Here is an 18,731-nt window from a genome sequence, read left to right on the forward strand (position 1 = left end):
TTAAAGAAGCAAAAGGTTAAAAGCGTAACTTTGTTTTTTATGAACGGATCGTCTCGCCTTAAAACCTATCTAATCGACTCTCAAATCTTTGTGTCCCTTATGGGAACGCTATTTGCCGTCTTTTTTATGGTAGAGCAAAACGCGTTCCGACTTCCGAGCGTCGTGCTGATCTTTGTTACTTATTTGAGTGGATATCTCTACACAAAATACCAAGGACAGAAGAAAATGCTCTCGAAGATTCTCGTCTTAAATATAGTGACATTTTTGGTTTCGGCCCTCTTTATTATTTTGAACCATAATGAAATACGCCTATTAAAGTGGCTAATCATTGTGCTTTTGGGACTTTTATACAACTCTACTTTCCTTGACGATACCGTCCGAAAAGTCCCTCTACTCAAGATTTTTTACGTAGGACTTGTCTGGGCCCTTGTGAATGCATGGCTGTTTTCAGAACCAATTCACTGGCCTATCTTTTTCATGAGTTGGCTTTACATTACTGCCTTAGTCCTTCCTTTTGACATTCGGGATCTCCCGAAAGACCAGGTCTTAACCCTCCCAAAATTAATAGGAATTCAAAACACAAAAAATTTTGCTTACCTGCTTCTTTTTCTAAGTTCTCTTTGCGCCTCCTATTTCCTTAGTTTCTCATACGCTTTTTGTTTCTTTGTTTCGGGCGTCATTGCTGGAGTCCTTATCTACTACTGCAGCCCTAACAGAAAAGACAGCTATTTTTCGTTTTGGGTGGAACTCTGCTCAGGTCTCCCGTTTTTATTTCTCATATTAATGGAGTATTTTTGAACTCTGTAATTTTTACTAATCCTTTTTAATTCGCTTATCTTTTGGTTGTTTCTCAGCTCCACATTGCCCAATTTAAAAATCATCTGAACCGAGATTTTAAATTTTCCTCTCAAATCAATTGTTTTGTAGGGAACAACGGCTGTGGAAAAACCAATCTCTTAGATGCTTTGCACTACCTTTCGGTAGGCAAAAGCTTTTTATTAAATACGGACTCTTCAAGCATCACGCAAGGAATGGATTTTTTCAGCCTGAAGGCAGAGATCCAAGAGGAGTCTACCCTTGAAGAAGGAACTCAAAAATACAGCACACTTCAGCTTCAAATGCCCTTAGAGGGCAAAAAGAACCTGAAGAAGAATGAGAAAATCTACCCTCGATTAGCTGACCACATTGGCTATCTTCCTACGGTTTTAATCTCTCCTTACGATTCGAACTTAATTACCGATTCCGGAGAAAGCAGAAGACGGTTTTTAGACCAAATGATTTCCCAAACGGATCCTGAATATCTCTTTGAGCTCATCCAGTATCAGAAAACCCTGAAGCAGCGAAATGCGCTTTTAAAATACTTTCAAAAGAACCGAAGTTTTGATTTAGATTCTTTGGAGATTTACACGGCTCCTTTGCTTGAATTTGGCGTGCCTATATTTGAAAAAAGAAAAAAGTTTATTGAGAGTTTAAATCCCCTGATTCAGCAGTTTTACTCCACCCTCTCGGCAGGCAAGGAATCCATTAGTGTTCGCTTTCAATCGGAATTAAACTCCGCGAATTTCCAAACTCTTTTAGAATCCAACCTGAGCAAAGACCGCCAACTTACCTACACCTCAAGCGGTATCCACAAGGACGATCTTCTCTTTGAAATGAACGGTACTCTATTAAAGAAAACAGGGTCTCAAGGGCAGCAAAAATCCTTTCTAATAGCCCTAAAGCTAGCCCAAATCAAGCGACTCGTAGAACTCACCAAGAAAACGCCTATCCTGCTTCTAGACGATATATTTGACAAACTAGACTCCCACCGGGTAAGCAACCTAATTGCCCTTATCAACCGTGAAAAATTCGGTCAAATGTTTATCACGGATACGGACAAACAAAGAACGGAAGAAATTGTAAAAAGGATTCACGAGGACAGTAAAATCTTTGAAATCTCCTCCCAAGAGAACTCGGAAAAGAAATAGATCATGCGCAAGAAAAAACGAGAATTCAAGGCCTCTGAGCTCATGGAAATCTTTGCGAAAAAGAATGGATTTCAGCAGCAATTAACGAGTGAAAAAGCAAGAGAACTTTTAGAAGGCTATTTGGATAAATCTCTGTTCGCAGAAATACAAAGCGTACGCTTGCAAGGAACCACCCTTGAAATCAGAATTTTGTCTCCCCTATTGAAAAATGATTTCCGAATGCGAAAATCCTTCTTTCTAAAAAAATTCCAAGATGAACTTGGAGAGGCGAAAGTTACTTCTCTTCAGATTTTGTAGAGGTCTTTTCCACAAGCTCCTTGGCTTTTGTATCCAGTTCAAGAGATCGAATTGGAAGAAAGAAACGAAGTGGATTGGAAAGGAAATACCTTCCGATTTCTTTTAAAATCAATCGAACTCCTCCAAACGTAATTTTTCTTGAGCGGAAGGCAAGCGCCATGGAGAAACCAAAACTTACTAAAAAGTTAAAGAATCCAATTAAAAAGACCGTGATAAAACTAATCCAAAAGGTATAGTTACTCACCAAAAAGTCCTTTCCATAGAGTCCAATGGCGAAGTTTCCGGCGGCAAAGGTAATGTGTCGAATGTCTAAATCCAACCCTAAGAACTTCCCAATAGGCCCCGTGATCCCTAAGAACACCCCAAACCAAAAGTTCGAAATAATTCCGGCCCAGTTCTTTTGATAATAATCGGATAGCCCACTTGCAAAGCGCTTCCCTAACAGGGAATTGATCAGTGGATTCTTATCAATACGCGCGGGAATTTGATAGTAGACTGAGCTATTTCCAATACTCCCTGAAATAATCCCAGAGACAAAAAGATAAAACCCGGCGATGCTCGCATGGAAAAGGGCTTTAGATTCAAAAGGATCGAGGTCATTTAAAAAGACGCCTGCCTTGTCGGTCGCAAAGTTTTGATTGAACAGGACATCCAGCCCATAAATAATGACGAGTGCCACTGGGAAGGCTAACGCCACGTTTCCAATGAAGGCAATGAACTGACTTCGGAACAACTTCGATATTAAATGCGCAAATTCTTTGTAGTTGGTCGTGGTGTTTTTCTCATCCGAAAGCACCTTGGCCATCGTCGCTGCGGTCATGGCTGGCTGTTTTGTAGCGAGGGTAAAGCCCATCAGATAAATCATGATAAAGCCCATCGCATAATTCATGGCATACATAAAGGCGTGAGAAAACTCACTGCCCGGCGCATAACCATAAAGCAGTTTTAAAACGCAGAGCGCTCCTACAATGATTCCACCTCCACTTGCTTTGTAGAACATCTTCATGTACTCCTTTCTCGTGGAAGTAATGTAATGGGCACCTGTCTCGGCGGTATGGTTCGTAATCAAATGGGATTGAAGCCGAGTCGCGTCGTCAAAGAGCTCTGATATATTGTTCTTATGCGACTTATACTCCATAATCTTAAAGATTAATTCTTTGGAGTTTTTCACCACGTCCTCAGGTCCATCAATCGCCCAAAGTGAAAAAATATCTGAGATTCGATTGATCTGCTGACGGATCTTTAATAAGGATTGGTTAATTCGGCTGGTGATTCCGTATTTGGAAGAGTTCTTAAACGCGGTATCGATGAACTGGAGACATTGTCCTAGGTAGATATTAATCTGCTTGTATTCGGGGTCTTTGGAGGAAAACTGAAAATCAGGATTCTTCGTCATCTCCATTTTGAGAAGGTCCATCTCGTCTTGAAGGGCCAAAAAGGGATTGTCGTAATTCATGTATTCGGGAACCATGTTCATTACACCCGCTTCTAAAGCGTTCCCCACCGCTCTCCAAGCCAAAATATTGGCAGAGAAAAGCATTTCTCTTTTCACCTTTTTGCGGGTGATTAAATTGTCAATTCCTAACAACTTGAAAAAGGCGTCCAATTGCTCCGAAGGAATGCTTTTCAAATAGTTGAGATCGCTCCCTGGTCTTGTCGAGATAAAGTCCACGAGATACCAAATCGAATTTTCATTTCCTACAGGAGGCAAAATAAAATCTAAAGTTCTTTTCCGAAGTTCCGGAAAGAACGCATTTTCAGAAAGAATATTAGCCTCGGTTAGGGAAAGGTTAAAAGGCTTGTCTTTAAAGAGGCCTTCTAAATAAGATCCGAAGTTTCGTGCAATGTCTTCACTGTGGATGAAGAAATCGAGCACCACGGAAAAGTCTTCTTTTTTGACGCTATGAAACACTTCAAACAAAGGCTCAAGTGAGGTCGTTTCGTTCTTAAAACTAAAGTATTTTTTAAGAACGCTTCCAAACGCAGGTTTATTTGAAGTGAAAAATGCCATGAATATTCTATTTGTAAATTACGGTAAACGAACGTTTGTCATTTGGTTTAGGATCCAATTGTGCCTTTTCCTTAAGTAAGAAGAGGGATTCTTTGGATCGTATTTCTGCGGACTAGGAAGAATGGCTGCAATCCATGCCGCCTCGCTTTTGCTTAAACTTTTCGCATTCTTGCCAAAATAATACTGCGAAGCCGCCTCAATCCCGAAGACTCCCTGCCCCATCTCAATGGAGTTCAGGTATCTCTCTAGAATGACTTCCTTAGGCCAAAGTGCTTCCATCGCAAAGGTAAAGAACGCCTCAAACCCTTTTCGGATCCAGCTTCTGGATTGCCACAAAAACACATTTTTTGCCGTTTGTTGTGAGATGGTACTGCCTCCTCGAAGTTTCTTGCCCTGTTCGTTATGCTTTAAGGCTTTTTCAATGGCCTTAAAATCAAACCCATTGTGCTGAAAGAACTTTTGATCTTCGGCGGCAATGACTGCCTTTTGAATTTGAACTCCCATGTCCTGCAAAGGGATGTAATCTCTTTGCAATTTTCCATATTTAACCATCCCTCCCATTTGAGTAAAGGTGATAGGCGGATTGAAAAAACGACCCGCTAAAAGCCCCAGTAGGGATAGCACGACGACTAAAAAAACAATTCTTTTTATAAACTTCCACATAGGTGCTGCAAAAATAGCGATTTCGAACTTGGCATCTACTGTAGTTCTTTAAAATAAACGAGGGAATCTGCTGGTATTAATTCTGGGTGCACCATTTTGATATAATCTTTAAGAACCAAATCGGCCCTGACCACACCTGATTCAAAGTAATCATTGGCTTTCCCCAAGGTTTTTCCAGAAATTCCATAAATTTTCCCCTTCTGAAAAACATCCAGTTGAACGTAATTGGGATGCAAAGCGAGCATCTGAGACTTCCTAGTGTAATTTCCTGCATTTACCCACAGGCTTGCCTCTTTCGCCTCCACTAGAACCTGCTCAAAGCTCAAAGGGATTGCTCTCTCTTCCGAATTATCCTCAAGTAGGTATTTAGCCCCCGAATCTTTCATAAAATTCGCAAATTGAGTTTTACCTCCAGGCATGAACCACTGATTCCCGTAAAGTTCATTGGTGATCACAAGCGGCTTTTCTGCGACCTTCTGAGCCTCCGCTTTAAGTGAATTGTATCTGGATTCAATCTCTATATAGGTTTCAAGTGCCTTTTGCTCCACGCCGAACAAAGCTCCAAAGACTTGAAGGTATTTAGCTTTACTTAAAGGGTCTGTCTCTAAGTATTCATCTAAGAATACCATTTGAATCCCATTCTTCTTTAGAATATCATAGGTATTCTCAAAATTTGCGATGTAATTGGTAAAGATCACCTGAGGTTTTAAAGCGAGGATTCTTTCCAGATCGTACTTCTGTTCGCTCCCCACATTTTGGATTTGACCTGATTTTATTCTTTCCTGAATCTTGCTAGAATAAATATATTCAGGACTGGAAACACCCACAAGATTCGATTCGATTCCCAGTTCTGTAAAATACCCAATCAAACTTGCATTAAGAACCACAGCGCGTTTCAAAGGCAAATCCGCTGACCTCCAACTCGTTTCTGATTTTGCAGTCTTAAGGCTAAGGTGATCCTCCTGCCATTGGTAAGAAACGCTTGATGAAATCGTAATGGATTCATTCGCTACCGTTTCTTGTTTTCCTTGACAACTAAGGAGTATCCCAAGAAAAAGAAATAAAATTATTTTGGTTTTCATCTTTCAAAGAAAATAAAAAAGTCCTATATTTGCAAACCGTAAAACGATAATGGACGCGTAGCTCAATTGGATAGAGCGTCAGATTACGGCTCTGAAGGTTGAGGGTTCGACTCCTTCCGCGTTCACAAAGCTCCGACGAAAGTTGGAGCTTTTTTTTATTAACTATTTCAAATACAGAAGCCTACGGAAAGTGGGCGAAATTGATCACAATACAAAAACTTGGTTTTTTGTATTGTTTCGTCAAAATTCTGTCATCGAGAAAGATATCACCTACAGAATGCAAAAAAGCAGTTAATAAATTTGTTTAATTTTGAAGTGTCTGTATAGGGGGTCACCATCAATCCAAATACGACAACAGAATTGAAAGACAAATGGGACAAATTTAGCGAGTACTTTAAACGGCAGGAAATCCCTGCAAAGACCCTATTGCTGGAAGAGGGAAAGATTTCAAAAACAATGTTCTTTATCGAGAAGGGCTGTTTGCGGACTTGGGTGAATAAGGATGGAAAAGAAATCACCACTCAATTCTTCTTCGAGGGCGACAGCGTTTCCTCGATCGAAAGCTTCAGAACAAACCAGCCGAGCTTATATTCCATTGAAAGTTTAGAGCCTTGTATTTTGCAAACGATTTCTCAAAAAGACTTCCAAAATCTTCTCGAAAACTCACCTGAATTAGGAAAAGAAATAGAAAACCATTTATTCAAACGACTTGTTCAAGCCCAACAACTTTTCTACTCGTTCCTTAGTAACAATCCAAAAAAACGCTACGAAGAATTAATAGAGAAACATCCCGAAATTTTAAAGCGAGTTCCCCAACATTATATCGCTTCGTATTTAGGAATTACCTCCGTTTCTTTAAGCAGAATTAGAAACAGACGATAATAGTTTCGCATCAAAGCATTTCTTTACAATTGTTATCGCCTGATAACACATTGACTTCTCAATTTTGCAGTGAATTTAAAACCGTAAAAAAATGAGAACAGCAATCGTATTCAATCACCCTTATGAGGAAAGCTACTGCAACGCAATCCTAAACGCAGTAACCAAAGGACTTCAAAAAGCCCTTCACGAAATCGACTTAATGCACCTTGACAAGGACGGATTTAATCCCGTCATGTCAAGGGAAGACTTAAAAGCATTTGTTGAACATAAACCTACCGACCCCCAAGTAATAGACTACTGTGAACGCTTGAAAAAAGCGGATCATTTAATTTTTATTTTTCCAATTTGGTGGGATTTAATGCCTGCAACCACCAAAGGTTTTGTGGATCGGGTTTTAAGTCCAGGTATCGTGTATGACCATCACCCGAGAGGTTTTGGACTCTTTCCCTTACTGAAAAACCTGAAAAGTGTAACCGTCATTACGACCATGAACAAACCCAAAATAATGTATTCCTTGCTCGTTGGAAATTTAATCCAAAAAGCAATGATAAAAAGCGTTTTCAAAACCATGGGTTACAAAAATCTCAAGTGGATAAGCCACAATCGGGTCAAGTCGGTCACTCCAGAGAAAAGGGTAAAATGGTTGGCCCAGCTCGAAAAACAATTTTCAAATTTTAATTAATAAGAGATTTTAGAAAACGGAACAGAAACTGAATAAAATTCAATTCCTCTCCTCCCTATAAATAACAAGGGTCCACTTAAAAAAAGTAGACCCTTGCTTATTTATTTTACCGAGAATTACTTCGGCTTTAGAGTTAAAACTCTAGTTCGTCTTCCGGATGAAGATGCTTATAGTCTGCAGTCATCTCAGATCCGTAATCCACTTTTTCGTGTTTTGAAAAACGGTTCTCGAGTCTTACAATAATGTAATAAACCACAGGAACAATAATTAACGTTAGGAATAACGAAGAGATTAGTCCCCCGATAATAACAATCGCAAGTCCATTATTCATTGAGGCTGCTGCGCCCGTTGCCATGGCAATAGGAAGCATCCCAAAGACCATTGCAATGGTTGTCATTAGAATCGGACGAAGTCTCGCGTGATTCGCTTGGACAATCGCGTTTTCAATATTCTCTCCTGCATCGAGTCGGTGGTTAATGAAGTCCACCAGTAAGATGGCATTCTTGGCCACCAGACCAATCAACATGATAATCCCTAAGATGGTGAAAATATTCAAACTCTGATTCGTTAAGGCAAGAGCCCAAAGCGCTCCAATGAAGGATAGCGGGATCGAGAATAAAACGATAAACGGTTTGATAAAGTCATCGTAGAGAACGACCATAATCATGTATACGAGTAGAACCGCTGCCATTAGGGCAACGCCTAGCGTTCCAAACCCATCACTTTGATTTTCCATGTTTCCACCCCAAACCCAAGTGACGCCTGCAGGTGCTTTTTCTTCTGCAAGAGAGGCTTCCCAATCTGCAGCGACCGCTCCAGTCGTACGACCTACAACCTGTGCTTGCACAGTTACGGAAGGAGTTCTGTTAAAACGCTCTAGAAGCGCAGGACCGGAACTGTAAACGATGTCTGCAAACTGCGCCAATTGGATTTGTTGTCCTTGGTTATTTATAAACGTTACGTTTTTCACGTCGTCTATGCTTTTTCTGTTGGTTTCATCTAGGATGATGTTAATGTCATACTCGCTGTTTCCGGTACGGAACTTATTGTCTGTATTTCCACTAAATCCAGTTCTTAGGGTCGTTCCGACGCTCGCCACGTTAAGTCCTAAAGCGGTCATTTTATCACGATCGACATTAATAGAGATTTCTGGATTTCCTTCCTCTACAGAGAGTTCTACCTCAGAAGAACCGTCGATCGCTTTTAACTTCGTTTCCGCCATTTTGGCGTACTGCATTACAGTTTCAAGCTCAGGACCTGTGACCGTCATTTGAAGCGGTGCCATTTCAGCCCCCATAAATCCGACAGGAACTGTGGTGATTTTTACTCCAACGACTTCTTTTTCAAGTTCTCTCTTTAGTTTGGCAGAATAGACCTTGGTCGCTTCTTCTGTATCTTCTTTTAGAACAATGCTAATCTCCGATTTGTAATTGGTGGATTGCATCGCTCCCATATCTCCACTCACAAGTCCTACGGAAGTAATCATACTTTCCACTTCGGGCTTTTGAGCCACATAGTTCTCCGCCTTTTGAGTCATGAAATTGGTTTCTTCAAGTGAGGTGTCTTTCGGCATCTCGAATTGAACTAAGAATTCCCCTTTGTCATTGGCTGGGAAGAAATCCGTTCCAATGTAACCAAAGGCTAAAAGCAGAATAGAACTTACAAAAAGAACAATTACAACTCCAAAAGTTCTAAGTTTATGAACTAAACTCCATCGAAGGATGGATTCGATTTTGCGTGTAAACCAGCTCAGTCCCTCTTCAAACCTTGTAATGATTTTTCCAAACCAAGTTTTGTTGCTAATGGTCTCTAATTTCCCATAACGAGAGAAGAGCCATGGCACCACTGTAAAGGAAATAAGCAAGGAAAGCAAAGTCGCAATAATTACGGTCACCGTAAACTGCTTAATAATGTCCGTTACAAGTCCAGAAGAAAGGGCAATCGGTAAGAATACCACTACAATTACAAGGGTAATCGCAGTGACGGTAAATCCAATTTCTTTCGCTCCGTCATACGACGCACGTACTTTGTTTTTCCCCATCTCCATGTGACGGTGAATATTTTCAATCACTACGATCGCGTCATCCACCAGAATCCCAACCACAAGGGAGAGACCTAGTAAACTCATCAAGTTCAAACTATAATCGAGTAGATTGAGTCCAATAAAGGTGGCAATAAGCGAGGTTGGAATCGCAACCATTACAATCAAAGCGTTTCTAAAACTGTGAAGGAAGAAAAGCATCACGAAAGCCACAAGGCAAATCGCGATCAGTAAGTCTTTGATTACCGCGTTCGCTGCTTCAAGGGTAAATAGGGAGGTATCGTCCGCAATGTCAATCTTCACGCCTGTATCTTTATACTGCGCTTCAATTTGTGCGATTTTCTCTCTCACTAGGGAACTCACTTCCACCGCATTGGCATCCGTCTGCTTTTGCACCTGAAGCATAATGGTACTTTGGCGATTGATTCGGGCTAGTTTGTCCGCTTCTTTCTGTGTATCCTGTACTTCGGCCACATCCAAAAGCTTAATATTTTGACCTCCGACAGAGGCAATGGTTAAATTCCTTAGCTGATCTACAGAGGTAATTTTACCTGCCAAACGAATCAACGTGGAATTTTCTCTCGTCTTTAAACTTCCCGTTGGGAAGTCCAAATTCGAAGCCGCAATGATTTGCTCTACTTGAGGAATGGTAAGACCATACCCCTGTAGTTTGTTTTGATCTAAGTTGATTCGTATCTCTCTTTCTTGTCCTCCGACAATATCCACCTTTGATACCCCCGTAATTCTGGAGATTTCCGGCTGGATACGCTCGTCAATTAAGTCGTAGAGTTCGTTTTCGGTTAGGTTGGCGGTTACCCCCATACGCACAATCGGCATATCGGATAGCGAGAACTGGGAGAGCGAAGGCTCATCAATGTCCTCAGGTAAATCCGATCGAATGGCATTAATTTTCCGCTGCGCTTCGTTTAAGGCGAAGTCGACATCGGCATCGTTATTAAATTCAATAATAACGACGGATAAACTTTCGTAAGACTTGGATTGAATCTTCTTAATTCCTTCTAGGGCGGAGATCGCGTCTTCAATTTTACGCGAAACCGTATTTTCTACCTCGGCGGGCGAGGCTCCTGGATAGACCGTAGCCACTGTGACTACCTTCACTTCAAATTTAGGGATCAGCTCATAATTCAGCTGAGAGTAACTAAAGAGTCCCCCAATAATCAGTAAGGCAAGCATCACGATGACCAAACTTGGTCGCTTGATCGATACTTCTGCTAATTTCATTCTATTCTTGTATTACAATCGTTATTTAAGTAGGCTTACTTTTGTTTTGTCGCTTAGGTTAATCTGACCGCTGGTCACCACCATTTCGCCTTCTTTCAGGCCACTTACCACTTCTACATTGTCGCCTAAATTAGCTCCACTTTGAATTTTTGTTAAATAAGCCACTCCATTTTTAACCACAAACACTTGGTTGTCACTAACGGATCCTACAAAAGCTGATCTAGGAATTAAAAGCGTTTTCCCATCGGATACGCGATTGAACATGGCCGTTCCGTACATTCCTGCTCTTAGTTGATTGTATGCATTTTTAACCGCAATTTCGACAGGGAATTTTAAAGCGCCAGATGCTGAGGGTGCAATAAAAGTAATTCTTCCTTCTATTTCTGCATCGCTTACATCCACTTTTACTTTAATTAAGTCCCCTACTTTCAGGTTGCTCACTAAAGACTGGTCTACATCCACACGTAGTTTCACAGAAGAAATGTCTACGATTTCAACGATCGGTGTTCCTGGACTTAGAATGGTTCCAATTTCCACGAATTTTTGATTGACAATCCCGCTTATTTTTGAAACAATGTTTGTATCGCCTGAAACCAAGTTCGCAGACTGCACTTGCGCTCTTGCGTTTGTGACTTGAAGTTTCGCTTGGTCTAATTGAAGGGCGGTTACCCCTCCGGTTTTGTAAGCCTGTTCGTATCGGCTAAGTGCCTGTTGTGCGTTGGCTAAATTGGCCTGTGCATTGGATACGTTAACATTTAGCTTATCTCCTACGAGACGACCAATGCTTTGTCCTGCTTTCACGTAACTTCCTTCTTTTACATATAGGGAAGCTAACTGTCCTGTGATCTCAGAAGCGATTGTTACCTCGCGGTTCGGTACAAAGTTCCCGTTCACTTGAAAGGCTCCTTCAATCAGCTCGGATTTCACAAGCGTAGTTCGAACGGCTACATCCTTATTCTTTTGCGCTACGATCGCCACTTCGGCCTCGTTTTTTGACTTGTTGCGTTGCAAAATGAAAAACGCAAGTACCCCAACTACGATAAGGGAAACCAGGGTGATAATTGTATTTTTTTTCATGATCGAATTAATAATTTAAAGTTCTTAGTTTCCCCTGTGATTTTAACAGGTTGATTTCAGCGAGTTTATAATCTAGTTTAGCTTGAGTTAAATGGTCTTTTGCATCGGTTAAGTCGCGTTCTGCATCCAATATATCGTTTAGGGTTGCAAGTCCGTACTGATAGTTGCTACGCGTGTTAGAAAGGACATCTTGCGCCAATTGAACATTCTCTTCTTGCGAAGCGATAAGCGTTAAATTGTTTTCAAGAGAGGTGCGAGCATTCTTATAAGCAAGGTCTAGACCTAGCTTGGTTTCTACAAGATCCGCCTCTGCTTTTTGAATTTCAATTTTATTGAGTTCTATTTTTGATTTCGTTGCAAATCCATTAAAAATAGGCACTTGAATGTTAAGTCCAACGGAGGCCATGTCAGACCAAAAAACGCCCTGCTTCTGTCCATTCCACCATGGCATTTTCTCTCCTTGTCCTAGAAAGCCATAGTTCGCAGAAAGCGAAACTGTAGGATAGTACTCCGCTTCGGAGGCTTTCTTTTGCCAATCGAGAAGTTCAAGTTGCTTGTTCATTAATTTCACTTCCGTGCGCTGCTCTACTTGGTAGTCCGCCTCAGACAGCATTCCAGGTTCAAAACTTCCTTCTGGAAGCGTGATTTCAGATTCCATTGGCATGCCGATCATGAACTTAAGCGCATTCTCTGCTAGATCCACACTGTTTTCTAACTGCTTCACACCTGAACTCACATTGTTACGAGCCACCACCACACGATCGTAATCGATCTTACGAGCAAGTCCTGCATCGTAAAGACCTTTAATGATTTGAATGGTTTGATTCGTAATCTCTAGGTTGTTTTCCGCATTGTTGAGCATTTCTTCGGATTGGTATACTTGAAAATAAGCCGTAGCTACTTTTTCAATGATCTGTTCCTCGGTAAGCTCCGCATTAATTTGGTAAAACTCTTTAGTGGATTTGGCTGCTTTCAGTCCTGTAAACACGGATTGGTTAAACAGAACTTGCGAGAGCTGAACCATGTTACTAGAGGTCCATTTTTGTCCAAAGGCTACTTTCACTTGTTGTCCGGGTGCCCCAAACATTTCCCCAGGGAGAACCGTTTCTTGAAGCAAAGGATTGTAGGAAGTTGAGCTCGTAAAATTCACATGAGGATAAGCACTTGCTTTCACCTCTGCAATTTGAGCCTGACCCTTTAGCACATCGAGTCTTGCTTTTTGCGCTTCGGCTTTATGCTCGAGCGCAAAATTAATCGCCTCAGACAGAGTCAGCACCTGCGTGTTTTGTCCAAAAGCAATTCCACTTGCTAAAAGGGCGACTGCCATTAATAGTTTATTCATCGATTTTATTTGTTTACTTTTTCTAATTCTTTCTTGCCCTCTTCGGTGGTAATCGAATGCATATACATAAGGATTACTTCTTCCATGAAATCCGTACGCTCTTTCTCTTCTTCATCAAAAAAGGGAGAAGCGTCGTAGGACATCACGAGCTGCAAAAACAGCTTGGCATACGTTTTCTCGTCAAAATCCGTTCGGTAAAGTCCTTGTTCTCTCCCCTTATGAATATTCCGAACAAGCACCGTCGTGAATCGGTTTCCGAAATGCTTCATGTGCGAATAAAAAATATTGGGGTAATAGCGGATCAATTGACGTATAAGCATGGAATTGTTGGTGCGAACCGCCTGATCAATTTCTTCATCACGGCAAAACATTCGCGCCACTGCATTTTCCACTTTGGAATCTAACAGCTCCATTTTCTCTATCACTTTTCGAAGTTGATAGTTAAGTACATCTTCTAATAACGCTTCTTTATTTTTGTATAATTGATAGAGCGTCTTTTTTGAAATCGAAAATTCTCTCGCGACCTCATCCATGGTCAGAGTTTTGGCTCCGTTCTCCATAAAGAGCATCGAGGCGGTTTCTAAAAATTCTTCATTCGGGTCCATACTTGTAAATTTCACGCGACAAAGATACGCTATGGGAAACTAATAAACCAAAAAAGTTTCCTAGTTTTTTTTCAATTATTTTCACCCTCTCTTTTTTGGTGCCTACTTTCACCGCTAACGCCCATGCAAAAGTACTTCCTTTCAAAAAGGAAGTACTTTAAAATTGTATGAACGTAAGGTTAATTTAAGTAAAATGAATAGCGATTGTCTCCTTTTAAACTAGAAAGGAGCGTTGGATTTACCTCGATTTGGGCTTTTAAAGAAGGAATTTCCATATGGGACTGATCTCTCGAATCTTTGAAATAGAAATTCAATTTTTGATCCCCTGGAAACTCCGCTAGAACGCGTTTCAAGAATTCAAAATCTTCTCTTCTTAGATGAACGACGTCCAGCACAAGGGAAAGACTTCTTGCAAACTTTTCAAACGCTTCCTTCAAATCATAAACGTCGGAAACGTTGACAAAGACGCGTGAGTCTTTTGCAATGGAATATTTGATTTTTAAAATGACGAAGCGTTGTAAATCGAGTCGGTCTCGAAGTTTGAGGTAATCTCGATCACCCAATCGGAACGAATAACTACCGCTATAATCTTCTAAGGTTAGAAAAGCAATTTTCTCTCCACTGTTTCTAGCATCGCGCACGGTGTATTCTGTGATGAGTCCAGAGACCATGTACTCTTTTGCGTTCTCCCGAAATCTTTGCTTTTCTTTATAGTCTTTGATTTCCTCATAGAGTCGGATTTGTTCTGGTCCATACTGCTGGTCGCGGAACGGATCAATTTGATCCAAGTTCAAAAATCCAAGGGCACCCCTAGGTTCAATCACCGTTTGTTCCAGTCCCACCAAAGCATCCATATCGTCTGATTCGAGGTCTAAATCTATACCCTCCTCAAGAACTATATCCGCATCCATTGACACGAGAGGAGCTTTTTCAAGTTCTGCCTGCTCACTTGGATCCTGCAAAACGCTTTGTTTCGAGAGCTGTCCTTGCAGGAATTCAAATTGAAACTTGAATTCATCTAAAGGGTGAGAAGAGAGGTAGAACCCAATAATTTCTTTTTCTTTGTTCAGCTTGTGCATGCTCTGCCATTCGGGCGCCGGTAAAATCTTTGGCAATTCGATTTGTACCTCATCCGCAAAATCAGCAAAGAGTGAATTTTGAATTTCATTTTTGCCCTCTTGAAAACTCTGTCCGTATCGAAGGAGTCTTTCAAGGGTCGTTTTGCCCATCGTATCGATCTCAAAATACTGCGCTCTGTGGTAAGAGTCCAGTTCGTCGAACGCGCCTGCAATCACCAAACTCTCCGCTACCCTTTTGTTCATTTCTCGAGATGGAATGCGTTCAAAAAAGTCATAGACCGTTTCAAAACGACCTCCTTCCCTCGCCTGAACAATGGCCTCACTTGGCCCTTCTCCAATTCCTTTGATGGCGCCTAAGCCAAAACGGATTTGGCCTTTTTCATTGACTGCAAACTCGTAATGGGATTCGTTCACATCGGGCCCAAGTACATCAACTCCAATGCTGCGGCAGTCCTCCATGAAAAGAGTAATCTGCTTTGTGTTATTTAAATTGTGGGTCATGACACTTGCCATGTACTCCGCAGGGTAGTTCGCTTTTAAATAAGCCGTATGGTAGGCAATGAGTGCATAACAAGTCGAGTGGGATTTGTTAAAGGCATACTCGGCAAAGGCCTCCCAGTCTTTCCATATTTTATTGAGGGCTTTTTCGTCATGTCCTTTCTCTTTTCCTCCTTCCATGAATTTAGGATAGAGCTCGTCGAGAACGCTCTTTAGCTTCTTCCCCATGGCCTTTCTAAGGGTATCTGCCTCCCCTTTCGTAAAGCCTGCAAGCTTTTGAGAAAGGAGCATTACCTGTTCTTGGTAAACGGTAATTCCATAGGTTTCCTTTAGGTATTCTTCCGCCTCAGGAAGGTCGTATACGATTTCTTCTTCTCCATGTTTTCGGTTAATGAAACTTGGAATGTATTTAATAGGACCTGGACGATACAGGGCGTTCATCGCAATCAAATCCGCAAAAACGGTAGGTTTTAATTCCCGCATGTATTTTTGCATTCCCGGACTCTCGTACTGGAAAATCCCTACTGTGTGTCCTTTTTGGAAGAGTTCATACGTTTTGGTATCGTCTAGGGGAAGGGTATCAATGTCGATATCCACCCCGTGGTTCTTTTTAATTAATTTAAGAGCATCCTTCAGAATCGTCAACGTACGAAGTCCTAAAAAGTCCATCTTAAGAAGTCCTGCATTCTCCGCCACCGAGTTGTCAAACTGGGAAACTAAAATTTCAGAATCTTTTGCCGCAATGGAAATAGGGACTAAATTGGAGATATCCTCGGGCGTAATGATGACCCCACAAGCATGAATCCCTGTATTTCGAATGGCCCCTTCTAATTTCTGAGCTGCGGAAAGCACTGCATGACGAGGATCTTTCGAGTCTCCTAGGATTCTCTTCATTTCATCGACGAGCATTTGATCCTCTGGGGGTAGCTTGTCGTATTTCGCAAAGGCCTTTTTAAAGTTCATCCCCGGGGAGGGAGGAATTAATTTGGCGAGTTCGTTGGTTTCTCCAATGGAAAGCTCAAGAACTCTACCTGCGTCTTTAATCGCGGATTTCCCTCCTAAAACAGAATACGTGATAATTTGAGCTACATTGGTTTTCCCATACTTTTCAATTACCCACTTAATGATTTGGTCTCTTCCTTCGTCATCAAAGTCAATGTCAATATCGGGCATAGAAACCCTTTCTGGATTCAAAAATCGCTCAAATAGCAAATCGTATTTAATCGGATCCACATTGGTAATCCCTGTGCAGTAGGCCACGGCAGAACCCGCTGCCGATCCCCTACCCGGTCCAACCCATACGCCCATCTTTCTCGCTTCGTTACAAAAGTCTTGCACAATTAAGAAGTATCCAGGATACCCGGTATTGGCGATAACCTCCAATTCAAAATCTAAACGCTCCTGAATTTCAGGTGTGATTTCCTCATAACGTGCTTTGGCTCCTTCAATCGTAAGGTGTCGGAGATACGCATTCTCTCCTCGTTTCCCTCCGTCCTCTAAATCCAGTGGACTTCGAAATTCTTCTGGAATCGCAAATTCGGGAAGAAGCACATCGCGCTTCAAACTATAAGGTTCAAATTTCTTGACCAGATCCTCGTAGGCTGAGAAAGCGGTAGGAAACTGGGCAAAGGATTTCTTTAATTCCTGTCTGTTTTTGAGGTAGTATTCTTTAGAAGGAAGCGCTTTTCGTTTTCCAAAGCCTCGTCCAACCTCGGTACTTAATTTCTCTCCGTCTTTAATACAGCTTAAGATCTCTTGAATCTTCGCGTCCGTAGCCTCCGAATAATAGGTTTCGTTTTGAGCAAGTAACGGAATTGAATGCTTTTCGCTCAATTCCACCAAAACAGAATTTACGTGGTTCTCTTCTTGCACTCCATGGCTTTGAATTTGAAGATAGAAATCCTCTCCAAACGTTTCCTTCCACCACAGGGTGAGTTCTTCCCCTTTCTGCGTCCCTAGTTCCAAAATGGTTTGGGGAATATCCCCCTGAAGACCCGCCGAAAGGGCAATTAAGTCCTCTTTATATTCTTTCACCATCTCTTTTGAGATTCTAGGAACCCCAAAATAAAAGCCATTCACATAGCCAAGGGATGAGAGTTTTACTAAATTCTTATACCCGTTCCTATTCTTCGCAAGCAAAACCACTCTCGATCGTTTGTCGGGATTGTCTTTGGTAAACTGCTTTTGCTCCGGTCGGTCCGACAAATAGAACTCACACCCGATAATTCCTACGATGGGCTTTTTAGGGGGCACTTCGTTCCACTCTTCTCCTTTCTCTTTTGCTTCCTTTTCCCTTTCTAAATAAGCGTTGTACTCTTTTTCAAGAGCACTGTTTCTATTTTGAAGTTCCGCATTGAATTTAAAGGCGCCCATCATGTTGCCAAGATCCACGAGACCCACTGCTGGAAACTCATTTTCAAAGGCCTCGTCAATTAAATCCGTAAGGCTACTTGAGCCTTGTAAAGAAGAGTAAATGCTATGGTTATGGAAATTGAAATAAGATCCAAGTTCGATCTCTACATTAGGTTTTTTCGTCTTACCGACTGCAGTAGACTGAAGACCCACCTGCTTTTTGACCACAATCTCAAAGGACTGAATTTGCGTGGGATTCTTCGCTTTAAAAGAAGTGAATTCTTTTTCAGAAATCCCTAGTACTCCAAGGGGCACCGCATTTAAACGCAAGAGCTCGAAAAAGGCTCTCGCCGTCGCATTCACGTCCGCCGCCGAGTTGTGCGCCTGATCAAAATCCTCTTGAAAGAGAGCCTGATAAAGTTCCCCAAGTCTCGGAGGTTTGTAGCCTGCACGTCCCCAAGAGAGTTTACAAAAGTCGGTTCCAAAGTGCATGGTATCGGCTACTTGCAATTCTTCTATTTCAAAGGGAAGGGTTTTTCTAAAAAACTCAGCGCCTAAAACCCCAAGGTCAAACTCTAAATTATGCCCTACCATGACCCTAGTCCTCGATAAGACTTCTTTAAATTCGAGAAGTATTTCTTTTAAATCCTGTCCTTCTTTTTGGGCAATTTCGGTGGTGATTTTATGCACCTCCGCCGCTTTGTAGGGAATATCGAATCCCTCCGGACGAATGATATAGTCTTTGTTTTCAATTAGCGTTCCGTCAGTATCGTGCAACTGCCAACTGATCTGCACCATGCGTGGCCAGTTCTCCGTGTCGCTGTAGGGTGCTTGCATGCTTTTCGCAAGCCCGGTGGTTTCTGTATCAAATACTAAATACATTTTGCTAACTATTTTTGGTAAAATTAGAG

At 41.6% G+C, this 18,731-nt stretch carries 13 protein-coding genes and 1 tRNA gene; 6 read left to right on the top strand and 8 right to left on the bottom strand.

All coding sequences use genetic code 11. From position 1 onward, the window contains the following. Positions 1-39: 39 nt before the first annotated feature. Genes AC3IRX_RS03375 through AC3IRX_RS03385 form a run of 3 tightly spaced genes read left to right on the top strand, consistent with a single transcriptional unit; the run spans position 40 to position 2,264 of the window. Positions 40-798: a UbiA prenyltransferase family protein gene (locus AC3IRX_RS03375; RefSeq protein WP_459112327.1), complete on the top strand. Its 759-nt coding sequence runs from the start codon at positions 40-42 to the stop codon at positions 796-798. Between the two features lie 41 nt (positions 799-839). Then, complete coding sequence (gene recF, locus AC3IRX_RS03380; protein ID WP_489211066.1) at positions 840-1,967, top strand: DNA replication/repair protein RecF; 1,128 nt, start codon at positions 840-842, stop codon at positions 1,965-1,967. Between the two features lie 3 nt (positions 1,968-1,970). Next, positions 1,971-2,264, top strand: coding sequence for a hypothetical protein (locus AC3IRX_RS03385; protein WP_459112325.1), 294 nt, complete (start codon positions 1,971-1,973; stop codon positions 2,262-2,264). Here AC3IRX_RS03385 and AC3IRX_RS03390 read toward each other — a convergent pair. Genes AC3IRX_RS03390 through AC3IRX_RS03400 form a run of 3 tightly spaced genes read right to left on the bottom strand, consistent with a single transcriptional unit; the run spans position 2,242 to position 6,020 of the window. Beyond that, entirely contained in the window at positions 2,242-4,275 is a 2,034-nt protein-coding gene (locus AC3IRX_RS03390; protein WP_489211067.1) for a recombinase, read from the bottom strand. The two genes, AC3IRX_RS03385 and AC3IRX_RS03390, sit on opposite strands and share 23 nt — an antisense overlap. A gap of 18 nt (positions 4,276-4,293) precedes the next feature. Beyond that, complete coding sequence (mtgA, locus tag AC3IRX_RS03395; protein WP_489211068.1) at positions 4,294-4,938, bottom strand: monofunctional biosynthetic peptidoglycan transglycosylase; 645 nt, start codon at positions 4,936-4,938, stop codon at positions 4,294-4,296. Positions 4,939-4,973: 35 nt separating this feature from the next. Next, entirely contained in the window at positions 4,974-6,020 is a 1,047-nt protein-coding gene (locus AC3IRX_RS03400) for an ABC transporter substrate-binding protein (protein ID WP_489211069.1), read from the bottom strand. 51 nt (positions 6,021-6,071) lie between these two features. Here AC3IRX_RS03400 and AC3IRX_RS03405 point away from each other — a divergent pair. From AC3IRX_RS03405 to AC3IRX_RS03415, 3 genes are all read left to right on the top strand, one after another. Further along, a tRNA-Arg gene (locus AC3IRX_RS03405) sits at positions 6,072-6,145 on the top strand. 235 nt (positions 6,146-6,380) lie between these two features. Further along, entirely contained in the window at positions 6,381-6,902 is a 522-nt protein-coding gene (locus AC3IRX_RS03410; RefSeq protein ID WP_489211070.1) for a Crp/Fnr family transcriptional regulator, read from the top strand. A 91-nt stretch (positions 6,903-6,993) separates the two neighbouring features. Then, positions 6,994-7,584 (top strand): NAD(P)H-dependent oxidoreductase, encoded by a 591-nt coding sequence (locus AC3IRX_RS03415; RefSeq protein WP_489211071.1) that lies wholly within the window; start codon positions 6,994-6,996, stop codon positions 7,582-7,584. 133 nt (positions 7,585-7,717) lie between these two features. Here AC3IRX_RS03415 and AC3IRX_RS03420 read toward each other — a convergent pair whose 3' ends face one another. The 5 genes from AC3IRX_RS03420 to dnaE all read right to left on the bottom strand — a co-directional run bounded on the left by AC3IRX_RS03420 (position 7,718) and on the right by dnaE (position 18,702). After that, positions 7,718-10,867, bottom strand: a complete 3,150-nt coding sequence (locus tag AC3IRX_RS03420; protein ID WP_489211072.1) for an efflux RND transporter permease subunit — start codon at positions 10,865-10,867, stop codon at positions 7,718-7,720. Between the two features lie 21 nt (positions 10,868-10,888). Further along, complete coding sequence (locus tag AC3IRX_RS03425; RefSeq protein ID WP_489211073.1) at positions 10,889-11,944, bottom strand: efflux RND transporter periplasmic adaptor subunit; 1,056 nt, start codon at positions 11,942-11,944, stop codon at positions 10,889-10,891. 7 nt (positions 11,945-11,951) lie between these two features. Further along, a complete protein-coding gene (locus AC3IRX_RS03430; protein ID WP_489211074.1) occupies positions 11,952-13,286 on the bottom strand; it encodes a TolC family protein in 1,335 nt (444 codons plus the stop codon). 5 nt (positions 13,287-13,291) lie between these two features. Continuing rightward, the gene (locus AC3IRX_RS03435) at positions 13,292-13,891 is read right to left on the bottom strand and encodes a TetR/AcrR family transcriptional regulator (RefSeq protein WP_489211075.1); all 600 of its coding nucleotides are present in this window, start codon (positions 13,889-13,891) and stop codon (positions 13,292-13,294) included. Positions 13,892-14,070: 179 nt separating this feature from the next. Continuing rightward, a complete protein-coding gene (gene dnaE / locus AC3IRX_RS03440) occupies positions 14,071-18,702 on the bottom strand; it encodes a DNA polymerase III subunit alpha (RefSeq protein ID WP_489211076.1) in 4,632 nt (1,543 codons plus the stop codon). Positions 18,703-18,731 lie beyond the last annotated feature (29 nt).

This window comes from Epilithonimonas sp. KH_059 (assembly GCF_057838485.1).